The 11,219-nt window shown below is 63.0% G+C and carries 12 protein-coding genes; 4 read left to right on the top strand and 8 right to left on the bottom strand.

What is annotated here, in order from left to right:
- Positions 1–35 precede the first annotated feature (35 nt).
- The gene (locus ABZ720_RS00855) at positions 36–1,250 is read right to left on the bottom strand and encodes an ABC transporter substrate-binding protein (RefSeq protein WP_366552820.1); all 1,215 of its coding nucleotides are present in this window, start codon (positions 1,248–1,250) and stop codon (positions 36–38) included.
- A gap of 140 nt (positions 1,251–1,390) precedes the next feature.
- Between ABZ720_RS00855 and ABZ720_RS00850 the strand changes: the two genes are divergently transcribed.
- Both ABZ720_RS00850 and ABZ720_RS00845 read left to right on the top strand, forming a co-directional pair.
- Entirely contained in the window at positions 1,391–2,812 is a 1,422-nt protein-coding gene (locus ABZ720_RS00850) for an amidase (protein WP_366552818.1), read from the top strand.
- 122 nt (positions 2,813–2,934) lie between these two features.
- Positions 2,935–4,053: a TRAP transporter substrate-binding protein gene (locus tag ABZ720_RS00845; RefSeq protein ID WP_366552816.1), complete on the top strand. Its 1,119-nt coding sequence runs from the start codon at positions 2,935–2,937 to the stop codon at positions 4,051–4,053.
- A gap of 142 nt (positions 4,054–4,195) precedes the next feature.
- Here ABZ720_RS00845 and ABZ720_RS00840 read toward each other — a convergent pair whose 3' ends face one another.
- The 7 genes from ABZ720_RS00840 to ispH form a co-directional block, all read right to left on the bottom strand.
- Complete coding sequence (locus tag ABZ720_RS00840; protein WP_366552814.1) at positions 4,196–5,791, bottom strand: TRAP transporter large permease; 1,596 nt, start codon at positions 5,789–5,791, stop codon at positions 4,196–4,198.
- Positions 5,792–5,794: 3 nt separating this feature from the next.
- Positions 5,795–6,340: a TRAP transporter small permease subunit gene (locus tag ABZ720_RS00835; protein WP_366552812.1), complete on the bottom strand. Its 546-nt coding sequence runs from the start codon at positions 6,338–6,340 to the stop codon at positions 5,795–5,797.
- A gap of 157 nt (positions 6,341–6,497) precedes the next feature.
- Complete coding sequence (locus ABZ720_RS00830; protein ID WP_366552810.1) at positions 6,498–7,283, bottom strand: arginyltransferase; 786 nt, start codon at positions 7,281–7,283, stop codon at positions 6,498–6,500.
- Positions 7,284–7,300: 17 nt separating this feature from the next.
- Entirely contained in the window at positions 7,301–7,807 is a 507-nt protein-coding gene (locus tag ABZ720_RS00825) for an RDD family protein (RefSeq protein ID WP_366552808.1), read from the bottom strand.
- Positions 7,808–7,866: 59 nt separating this feature from the next.
- Positions 7,867–8,310 carry a ribonuclease HI gene (rnhA, locus tag ABZ720_RS00820; protein WP_366552806.1) on the bottom strand — a complete coding sequence of 148 codons (444 nt, stop codon included), beginning with the start codon at positions 8,308–8,310 and terminating at the stop codon, positions 7,867–7,869.
- Positions 8,310–9,272 (bottom strand): homoserine kinase, encoded by a 963-nt coding sequence (locus ABZ720_RS00815; RefSeq protein WP_366552804.1) that lies wholly within the window; start codon positions 9,270–9,272, stop codon positions 8,310–8,312. Before ABZ720_RS00815 ends, rnhA begins: the two co-directional genes overlap by 1 nt.
- A 31-nt stretch (positions 9,273–9,303) precedes the next feature.
- A complete protein-coding gene (gene ispH, locus ABZ720_RS00810; protein WP_366552802.1) occupies positions 9,304–10,260 on the bottom strand; it encodes a 4-hydroxy-3-methylbut-2-enyl diphosphate reductase in 957 nt (318 codons plus the stop codon).
- A 36-nt stretch (positions 10,261–10,296) separates the two neighbouring features.
- Between ispH and ABZ720_RS00805 the strand changes: the two genes are divergently transcribed.
- Together ABZ720_RS00805 and ABZ720_RS00800 are read left to right on the top strand one after the other, a co-directional pair.
- Positions 10,297–10,662 carry a CDGSH iron-sulfur domain-containing protein gene (locus tag ABZ720_RS00805; protein WP_366552800.1) on the top strand — a complete coding sequence of 122 codons (366 nt, stop codon included), beginning with the start codon at positions 10,297–10,299 and terminating at the stop codon, positions 10,660–10,662.
- A gap of 3 nt (positions 10,663–10,665) precedes the next feature.
- Positions 10,666–11,217, top strand: coding sequence for a hypothetical protein (locus tag ABZ720_RS00800; RefSeq protein WP_366552798.1), 552 nt, complete (start codon positions 10,666–10,668; stop codon positions 11,215–11,217).
- Positions 11,218–11,219: the final 2 nt, after the last annotated feature.

Below are 11,219 nucleotides of genomic sequence, written 5' to 3'. Positions count from 1 at the left end.
CAAGAGCCTCGCCTAAGGGGGGAAAAACGTCACCCTTACCGTTCGTCCCAGGACGGGGCCGGGTAGAGCGGGCTTTCGGCGGCTAGGTCTTCGGGGAAGACGGTAACGTGTTCGCCTTCCTGAATCTGCAGTATCAGACTGCGGATGGGGTTCTGGTTCTGGAAACCGTCAAAATCATCGAAGGTGACCGTTGTTACCGCCGTCTCGAAATCGGTGGCCTTCAGAGCCTCGCGGACTGCTTCACGATCCAGGGACTCGGCGCGGCGCAGCGCATCGGCCGCGACCATTAGAGCGAGATAACCCTCAGCCTCATAGAAGGAAGGTTCCGAACCAGCAGCCTCGCGCAGTCGGTCGGTTAGGTCCTCCACACCCGGATACTGAACGTCCTTGCTCCAGCTCACTACCGTGGCCACGTAGTCTGCGGAATCGTCCACTTGTTCGACAAAGTTGGGCAGCGCCGCGGCGGTGTCTATCGCGATCACCTTGGCGTTGAGTCCGACTTCACGCATCTGCCGTGTAATGGCCACGCCGTCCTCAGCGTAGGCGACCACGTAGAGGATATCCGGCTCCATGGAACGGAAATTGTTCAGGATCGGACGGAAATCGCTGGTACCCTGGTCGTAGGATTGCTCGTCCAGCACCTCGTATCCGCGCTCTTCCGCCAACTCAACCCCGGTTTCGGCGAGCGAAACCGGCCAGGCAGCATTGCCGTAGAGCATGGCGACAGTCTGTAGCTCGTCCTCGCCATGCTGGTCACGTAGATAGTCGAAGTAATCAAAATAGGTTTGGGCCACGATGGTGGAGTTGTGCTTGGCGCGGAAAACCCAAGGCGAGCCGGGCTTGGTGATCGAGTTATCGGCGCTGCCCAGTACGATCAGGGGGATTTCTTGGCGACTCATCAGTTGAGCCATCGGACCGGTGATCGAGGAGGCGTAGGACCCGATTATCAGTGGAACATCCCGGTTCTCGAGGCCCTCGACCGCGGCCAACGCGCTCTGCGCCTCGGAGCGGTCATCCTGCACGATTAGCTGCAATTCCTCGCCGTTGATGCCGCCGTTGGCATTGATCTCCTCGAGCGCCACCTCCATGCCGGTGCGATAACGCTCTCCAAAAGTGGAGAAGTTTCCGGAAAGGCTATTCACTACACCGATCTCGACCTGCGCGGCTGCCGGTAGGGCAAGACCCGCCAGAGGAGCAGCAAGCGCTGCAAATATCATTTTTTTCACCGGATTACCTCCCTGCGTGACCATTCGAGTGCTGATGTTGCAACCAGTTTTTCCTAGGGTCAGTCTATCCTTGTTCTTCAGAAGATTAGGAGTGAAAAAAAGACAAACAGAGCCGTCACAGTCTGTCAAGCTACTGCAACTAAAGTCATTTGAAAGGGTGTTCTATGAAGGGGCTGCCAACGGATCCCATTCTGCCACTTGGACTTACGGGCTTTGCCGAGACCTTTCGCCGCGGCGAGATTACCTCGGAGGAGGTGACGCGCGCTTACCTCGGGCGTATCGCTGTCCTCGATCGAAAACTGGGCGCCTATGAGTATGTGGCTGAAAACCAGGCGTTGAAGACGGCGCGGGCCATGGATCACTTGCGGGAAGCGGGTGTGGACCTAGGGCCGCTCATGGGCGTGCCAATCGCCGTCAAGGATCTGATGGTGGTGGATGGGATGCCGACCACGGGCGGCTCGCGGATGGAACTGCAGGACCTGACCGGCCAGAAGGAAGGTCCTTTCGTGCGCGCACTGAAGCGGGCCGGCTGTGTCATTCTGGGCAAGACCGTGATGGTCGAGTTCGCCTTGGGCATCACCGGGGTTTCCGACGGCCGGGGCACGCCTTGGAACGCCTGGGACAGGGAGACTCACCGCCTGCCGGGCGGATCCAGTTCGGGCTCGGGCGTCGCAGCTGCTGCCGGTCTCTGTGCCTTTGCGATCGGGTCCGACACCGGCGGTTCAGTGAGGGTGCCGGCGGCTCTCAACGGGGTCTTCGGACTGAAAACGACATTCGGCACCTGGCCGAACGAAGGGTGCCTGGCGCTGGCGCCGCATCTGGACACCCTGGGTTTACTCACCCGCTCGGCACAGGATGCGGCGGTAGCCTTTGCCGCCATCAACTGTGCCCTCGCTCTGCCGGAGTCGCTTTGTCGGCTTCCCGAGCCGGCACGTCTGGGAGCACTGAAGCTTGGACGGCCGGCGAACTACTTCTTTGACGAACTGGCCCCTGAGGTTGCCGAGGCCACGGAGACGGCTCTGAGCAAGCTCGGCGAACGCGGTGCGGTCTTTGAAGGCGTGGAGATCCCGGAGGCGCCGGAGCGGGAACAGTATTTTCCTGTTTCCCTGCCGGTCAGCCTGCTTGCCAGCCTTGGGCGTGAGCGTTTTCAGGCCAACAGGCATCTTATCGATCCGGTGATCGCGCTGCGTATCGAAAGCGCTATGGAAGCGAATGCGGTGGATCTTCTTGCGCTGGAGAACCGGCGCGCGCAGAGCATCAGAAGGGCCGCCACACGATTCAATGGGCTTGATGGCTGGGTCAGCCCCACAACGGCTTCGGCGGCCTTGCCGGTTGCGGACCTCGCAGATCCGGCCACCGGGCTGGCTTTCGCGCTCAGCATGACACGCAACACGCAGCCCGGGAACTACCTGCAGCTCTGCGCCACGACAATCCCGCTGCCGCGGCGCGCGGACCAACTGCCGATCGGCTTCCAACTCATGTGCCCCGCCGGTGACGAGATGAAGTTGCTGGCGATGTCGCTGGCGATTGAGGCGGCCTTAGGCCGAGCCGACGCGCCAAGCTACGGTGAGGAGGCAGCGGCCTGAGCCCGCGGCGCTGGGAAAATTGCAGCATGCTACTTTTGCGTATAGTAGGGTCGAACGGACCGCGTGCGGTCAGCGAATCGCGCGCAGCCCGCGAGGAGCATAAGCAATGAAAGGGAGTGCAAATGAACCGACGTAAGTTTCTGACCGGGGCGGCTCTGGGCGGCGCTGCCACGGGTCTTGTCGCCGCGTCCAGCCTGCCGAAGCCGGCGATCGCGCAGGGCGTGAAGCGGCTTCGCATGCAGACCACCTGGCCGAAGAACTTTCCGGGTCTGGGCACCGGCGCCAACTTCCTCGCGGAGACGGTGAACAAGCTCTCCGACGGTGCGATCGAGATCGAGGTCTTCGGTGGCGGTGAGATCGTGCCGCCGTTCGAGACCATCGATGCGGTCGAGTCCGGCACCATCGATATGGGGCATGGCGCGCCCTACTACTGGAAGGGCAAGGTGCCTTCCACCGAGTTCATTGCCGGTGTGCCTTTCGGTCTCACTGCAGTGGAGATGACGGCCTGGATGAAGTTCGGCGGCGGACAGGCACTCGCCGACGAGGCCTATTCCCAGATGAACTGCAAGTTCTTCCTCTCCGGCAGCACCGGTACCCAGATGGCGGGCTGGTACAGCAAGGAGATGAACAGCCTCGAGGACTATCGGGGTCTGCGTTTCCGCCTGCCGGGCCTGGGTGGCGAGGTCGCGGCCGCGGCCGGTGCGGCTGTGGTGAACTTGCCGGGCGGCGAAATCGGGCCAGCCATGGCCTCCGGTTCACTGGACGCTGCCGACTGGGTGTCGCCCTACAATGACCTTGCGCTCGGTATGCACCGCAGCGGCTGGCTCTACTACTATCCGGGCTGGCAGGAGCCGGGGCCGATCCTCGACAACTTCATCAACCTGGATGTCTGGAACAGCTTCACGGATACCGAGAAGGCAATCTTCGAGGCGGCGAACGGCCACGCCAACCTCTACGTCTATTCGGAGTTCCAGGCGAACAACAACGACGCCCTGGCCGAGATGGTCAATGAGCACGACGTGCAATTGCGTCGCTTCAGCGACGAGACGCTCATCGGTCTGGCGGAGTTGAGCCGCGACGTGCTGGACGGGTTGGCCGACGCCGATCCGCTGTCCCGCCGGGTCTATGACTCCATGCTGACCTTCCGCGCCAAGGCCATGCCCTGGGCCAATGTCGCCGAGAGCGCCTTCATGCAGGCCCGCGCCCTGGACTACCAGTTCTCGCAGCCGTCCGAAGGCTGAACCTCAGCACCACCGATGCAGCTGCTTGTTGCAGCTGTTCAACAGGAAAAGCCCCTCTCCCTTGCTGGGAGAGGGGTTTCTTCTTGGTGGTTATCGGACCTGGATCGCTTGCATTCGCCTACGGGCGTGCGTTGGTGCTGCTTTATCGCACCACCGAGGGCAGCCAGGTGGCGATTTCCGGAAACTGCCAGAGCAGGGTAAGGCCCAGAAGCTGGATGAAGACGAAGGGGATGATGCCCCGGTAGATGTCCATCGTACTGACGCTGGGCGGCGCCACGCCTCGCAGATAGAACAGCGCGAAGCCAAAGGGCGGGGTAAGAAAGCTCATCTGCAGATTGATCGACATCATGACGCCGAGCCAGATGGGGTCGATGCCCATGATCAACAGGATTGGCCCCACGATGGGGACCACGACGAAGATGATCTCGATGTAGTCGAGGAAGAAGCCCAGGAAGAACATCAGCGCCATCACGGCCAGCATGGCGCCGAATGCACCGCCGGGCAGGGACGAAAGCACATCGTGGACGATCTTTTCGCCGCCGAGCGAACGGAACACCAGGCTGAAGATCGACGCGCCGAGCAGAATGACGAAGACCATCACGGAAATCTGCATCGACGAGCGCATGACTTCGCGCAGAATGCCGTTGCGCCAGGTGCGAAGCAGCGCGAAGCCGACGCCGTACGCCAGAACCGCCACCGCGACCGTGACCACGGCGACGCTGATGTAGGTGGTGATTGACACTTCGCTGCGCTGGAAGTTCAGATTGAGGAAGATGCGGGCCAACACGATGACGATGATGGCGATGCCGGTCCAATAGATCGGCTTGGGCGAGCGGCCTTCCTTTTCCGCAATGGCAAGCCCGGCCAGGAGCGTGGCGCCGATGGCGCCGACGGCAGCGGCTTCGGTCGGCGGCGCAGCGCCGACCAGGATGGAGCCGAGAACGGCCAGGATCAGCACTGCAGGTGGCATCAAGACACGCAGCAGACGCCGGCGCAGTTCGCGCCGATCCACGTCTATCTCGATGGGCGGCGCACTTTGCGGGTGGATCGCCGCCTTGATCAGGATCCAGGTGATGTAGAGGCCGACCAGCATCAGGCCGGGCAGCAGCGCGCCGGCAAAGAGGTCCAGGACATTCACCGGTGGGACGACGACGTCATAGACGCCCTGGGCCATCAGGGTGTTGCGCGCCTGCTGCGCCGCACCCTGCAGGATGTCGCCGAGCAACACGAGTACGATAGAGGGCGGGATGATCTGGCCCAGCGTGCCGGAGGCGCAGATTGCGCCCGTGGCGAGACGCTTGTCATAGCCGTTGTTGATCATCACCGGCAGGCTGAGCAGCCCCATGGTGATGACCGTCGCACCGACAATGCCGGTGGAGGCGGCGAGCAGCATGCCCACCAGGACCACTGAAACACCAAGGCCCCCGCGCAAACGACCGAAGAGCATGCCCATGGTTTCTAGCAGCGCTTCAGCGATACGCGAGCGCTCCAGCATCACCCCCATGAAGACGAACAGAGGCACGGCGACCAGGACGTAGTTGGTCATCACGCCGAAGTAGCGGTTCGGCAGGGCTCCCAGATCGGCGAGACGGACGAGATCGACCCCGTAGCCAATGCCGAAGAAGAGCAGGGCGGTCCCGCCGAGCGTGAAGGCAACCGGGAAACCCAGAAGCAGCAGAACGCAGGCGGTCGCAAACATCAGGAGGCTCAGGACCTCACCGAGCAGGGCAGGATCCATGGGTCAGAGAGCCTCGCTGTTTTCTTCTGGCGGGGCGTAGCGCTGGTCGCCGCAGAGCACGAGAATGGAGCGACCGAGCAGGGAGAGACCTTGCAGAAGCATCAGGATGCAGAAAATCGGAATGATGGTTTTGAGCAGGAAGAGACCGGGCAGGCCACCGGCTTCGCTGGAGCCTTCGAGCCGACCCCAGGAGCGCATGACGAAACCTTCACTGTAGTAGAGCACCACAAGCATCATGGGCGCGAGCAGGAAGAGCGCACCGAAAATGTCCACCCAGGCTTTGAAGCGCTGGGATGCCGTGCGATAGAAGATGTCGACCCGAACATGCCCATTGTGGAGCAGGGTGTAGCCGGCGCCCAGCATGAAGACCGCGCCATGCAGCCAGACGAAGGATTCCTGCATCCAGACCCAGCCAAGGGCGAAGACATAGCGAAGCACCACGACAACAAAGGCCACGAGAACCAGGGCCAGCATCAACCAGGCAGTGCCCCGGCCAACCCACTCGTTGATCCAGTCGATGCCGCTCACCAGAAGCCGTAATAGATGCACTCGCCCTTCCCCCTCGACCCGGTGCCGGGGTCGAGCCTGTTGCTGCGAACTGCCATCGGCAAGATCAGGCCGATTCCGACCCTTCGATGATCAGGGTCTTGGCGAAGACGAAGGTATTGATAGCGAATGCGACTTTGCGACGAAAGCGAATTTGCCTTCAACCAGGCGTGTCGAATCGCTCCCAGCCGCGTGGGGTGAGGCCTTCCAGGGCGTCGAAGCGGGCCTTGTAATCCATCTTGGGCGCGCCGGCGATCCAATAGCCGAGATAGAGGTAGGGCAGATTGCGCTCCCGGCACGCCTCCACCAGCCAGAGGATGCAGTGACTCCCCAGGCTGCGGCGATGCTGTGCGGGTTCGAAGAAGCTGTAGACCGCAGAGGCGCCGTCATCCAGCCAGTCCACGAGACAGACCGCCACCAGGACTCCCTGGGAATCGCGGAAGCTGACGAGGCTGCTGGCCACAGCACTGTCCTCGACCATTGCCCGATAATCTTCGGCTGACATGCCGGCCATCTCGCCGTCGGAGTGGCGGGACAGCAGGTACAGCTCGAAAAGGCGGTACTGCTCCGGCGTGGCCTGGGCCGGTGCGATATGCACCGAGAGATCCCGGTTGCGGCGGAGTATGCGCTGTTGCGACCTCGAGGGTGTGAAACGGTCCGCTGCGATGCGCACCGCAACGCAGGCATCGCAGCCGCGGCAGGCCGGGCGGTAGGCGAAACGATGACTGCGCCGGAATCCGGCACGTGACAGTCGACCGTGCTGACTGCCGGCTTTCGGACCGTGCAGTTCGGTGATCAGCTTGCGCTCGGTCCGGTCCGGGAGATAGGGGCAAGGCCCTTCCGTGGTCAGCAGAAAGAACTGCGGCCGGTCGATGCTCTGCCCTGGAGGGACGAGCCCCGACCCAGAAGGCGGATGGCTGGGGGGAGTGGAGGGATCGTGCGGCATGAACCCCTCGCTAAGCCCTAAAGGCCCGCTTCCGTGTCGAGCCGGCTTCGGCGCAGGACAATGGTGCCGGAGAAGTAGTCGTGCATGGTCCGCCGCCGTTGATTGAAGAGCGCCACGATCAGGATGAGCCACCCGGTGGCCGCGACGCTGAGGAAAAAGAGTACCGTCATTATCGTGGCCTGCAAGGCTTCCGGTGGCCGACCGTCGAGTACGCTGCGCACTGTCAGGTCGCAGATCGACATGCCCGGCGTGCCGCCATAGGCCGTCATCAGCCCTGCGTGATAAAGCACCGGCAGGAGCGCCAGAAGAAAGACGCTGAGAGGCGAGATCAGCCCGAAGGTAAGGAGTCCGAGGAATCCCAGGAGCAGGGCTGCGACGCCGCCCAGCACGGCGAGCAGCAGGACGTCGATGGCGTAGGCGATCACCCGCCTCAGCACTATGCCGTCAAAGAGTGCAAGATCGACGAAGAGCGGTGTCTCGTCGGCACCGGACTCTGGTTTCGCTTCCATTACGCTGTTGCGCACGCGATTCCCTCCTGATGGTAAGGCAGGCACCGACCGACCAACGAAACAAGACTGGCGACCTATTCCCTCTCGGGCATGGCTGAGCGGGCCAGTGCGTCGGCCCTTTCGTTTTCGGGGTGGCCGGCATGGCCTTTGACCCAATGCCATTCCACTTGGTGGGGTTCAGCGGCAGTGACAAGCCGCTCCCAGAGATCGCGATTCTTGACCGGCTTCTTTGCGGCCGTTTTCCAGCCATTGCGCTGCCAACCCGCAACCCATTTCATGATGCCGTCGCGCAGGTAGACGCTGTCGGTGGTGATGGCGATCCGGCTGGGCCGCTTCAGGGCTTCCAGTGCGGCAATCGCGGCCATCATCTCCATGCGATTGTTGGTCGTATCGGCCTCGCCACCAGAGAGTTCTTTCTCATTCCCGCGCCAGCGCAGCACGGCCCCCCAGCCGCCGGGACCGGGGTTGCCGCTGCAGGCGCCATCGGTGAAGGCTTCGATCAGGTCCGTCTCGGCCATCAATCCAGACCGTAGGCGCCGGGGCCGCGCACCTGCTGATGAAAGCGCAGCTTATCCAGGTATTCGCGCGGATCCTTGGGCTGCACGAAGGCGCCTTCCGGGTGGTTCAGCCAGTCGTAGAGGCGGGTCAGGTGAAAGCGCAGCGAGGCCCCGCGGGCCAGCAACGGCAGCGCGTCCAGTTCTGCAGTGGAGTAGGGGCGTACAGCCCGGTAGGCGGCCAGCAGCAGGCGCGCCTTGGTTACGTTGAACGCGCCATCAGGCTCGAAGCACCAGGCATTCAGGCAGATCGCCAGATCGTAGGCGTAGAAATCGTTGCAGGCGAAATAGAAGTCGATCAGGCCCGTCAGCTTCTCTTCGCGAAAGAAGACATTGTCCGGGAAGAGGTCGGCGTGAATGACACCGGCTGGCAGGTCGCGTGGCCAGTGCGCTTCCAGGAACGCCAGTTCATCGCCCAGTTCCTTGGCGAGGCCGGGCGCCACCTCGTCCGCACGCTCGCGGCAGGCGTCGTAAAGTGGGCGCCAGCCGGCCACCGACAGGTTGTTGGGGCGCGACAGCGCAAAATCGCGACCGGCCAGATGGAGCCGGGCGACGTGAGTCCCGAGCTCCTGGCAATGAAAGGGATGAATGCGCCGGGGCCAGAGACCCTCGAGGAAGGTCACCATCGCGGCCGGCCGCCCTGCCAGTTGGTGCAGAATCGCGCCATCCTTGGCGTGAAGCGGGGTGGGGCAGGCGATGCCGCGCGAGGCCAGATGCTCCATCAAGCCGAGGAAGAACGGCAGGTCGTCCCGTGCCACGCGCTTCTCGTAAAGCGTGAGAATGTAGCGGCCTTGCGGCGTCTCCAGGAGGAAATTGGAGTTCTCGACCCCCTCCGCGATGCCCTTGAAGGTTAGTGCCGGGCCGAGGCCGTAGCAGGTGAGGAACTCTTCCAGCTCCTCGGGGGGGACTTCCGTGTATACGGCCATGAAGGGGGTCTGACTGATCCGAGAGGCGTGTTCAGGCGGCGTCCGAATCGGTGAGCGCACGCGGGAGCTTGAAGTGGATATCCTCGCGCGGGCCCACGCCGTCAACGAGAGAGACGTCGTAGCGCGCGCGGAAGGCGTCGATGACCTCCTCGACCAGGGCCTCCGGTGCGGAGGCACCGGCTGTCAGCCCCACCGTGTCGTCGGCGCGGATTGCGTCCCACGGGATGTCGGCAGCGCGTTCAACCAGGGCCGCGAAACGGCAGCCGGCCCGCTCAGCCACCTCGACCAGGCGCTTGGAGTTGGAGGAATTCGGTGCACCCACGACAAGCACCACCTGGCAGCGCGCGGCGATGCGTTTGACCGCATCCTGGCGATTGGTGGTGGCGTAGCAGATGTCCTGCTTTGCCGGCCCGACAATGGCGGGAAAGCGCCGCTGCAGGGTTGCGACGATCGAAGCCGTATCATCGACGGAGAGGGTTGTCTGCGTCACATAGGCAAGGCGATCGGGGTCGGCGACCGCGAGCGCTTCAGCATCACTCGTCGTTTCCACCAGGCGAATGGCGCCCTGGGGCAGCTGTCCCATGGTCCCGATCACCTCCGGATGGCCGCGGTGGCCGATCAGCAGGATTTCCCGTCCTTCCCGGTGGTGGCGCTCGGCCTCGCGGTGCACCTTGCTCACAAGGGGGCAAGTGGCGTCGAGAAAGAAGAGATCGCGGCGCTGGGCCTCGGCCGGCACCTGTTTCGGAACGCCATGCGCCGAGAAGATCACCGGGCGATCGTCAGGCACTGCCTCCAGCTCGTCGACGAACACGGCGCCCTTGGCCCGCAGGCGGTCGACAACGAACCGGTTGTGCACAATCTCATGTCGCACGTATACCGGCGACCCGTACTTGTCGAGGGCGCGCTCGACGATCTCGATCGCCCGTTCCACCCCGGCGCAAAAGCCGCGCGGGTTGGCGAGAACCAGGGTGAGTGGCGTGACAACCATGCAGAATTATTCTCCGACTATCCGCAACGACCATCCATGCGAGCGGTCGCGCATGGAGGCGCATTGCGCCGCACAACGGGCTTGCCTAGAGTGCCCATCGGGTCGCGTGCGACCCTAATACAGGCCGCAGCGGAAAGGAAGGAGCGGATGGGCAAGCCCGTTCCAGCACAATTTGGTCCCTATCGCCTCGCTGCCAAGGCGGGGCGCACCTACTACTGGTGCGTCTGTGGACGCTCCAGGAAGCAACCCCTTTGCGATGGCTCGCACCGGGATACGGGGCTGGAGCCGCTCGCCTGGAAGTGCGATAGGGAAGGGGAGGTCTGGCTCTGCGGCTGCAAGTCCACGGCCGATCGACCTTTTTGCGATGGAACCCATACCAAGCTGCGAGCGGAAAGAAGCTGACCCATGCATGCGATCTCCAAGGCCCCGACCCGTCTTGCCCTTTTGGCGCTGCCCTTCCTGCTTGCGGCCTGCAGCAGCAATGACGGACCCGACGTTGTGCGTTCTTGCCCGGGACTGGTGGGCCTCGATGATGCCATGGAGCAGACCCATTTCCTGGGTGACGGGCGTGATCTGACCGACGTGGACTTCACCGCCCGCATCGAGGATGTGCGCTACGGCTGCATCTACGAGGAGGATGAGGGAACGATCCTGACTGAACTTCTGGTGCAGATTTCCGCCGCACGCGGTCCGGCCAATCAGGACAACCGCGCCAATGTCGCCTATTTTATCGCCGTGGGAGAACAGCAGGAGCAGGGGCCGCCGGAGGTCCTGCTGCGTGAGGGCTACCAGGCCACCGCTGAGTTCCAGGGCAATCAGACGTCCATTCTCCTGAACGACGAACTTACCCTTCGCATTCCAACCCGCTCCGACCAAAGGGGCGATGACTTCACCATTTTCGTGGGCTTGGTGCTGGACGAGGCGGAAGTCGAGTACAACCGCCGTCAGATGCAGTAGCC

This window comes from Aquibaculum sediminis, from assembly GCF_040712085.1.
Classification (GTDB): domain Bacteria; phylum Pseudomonadota; class Alphaproteobacteria; order Kiloniellales; family DSM-21159; genus Aquibaculum; species Aquibaculum sediminis.
This window is presented reverse-complemented; position numbering and strand designations above follow the sequence as displayed.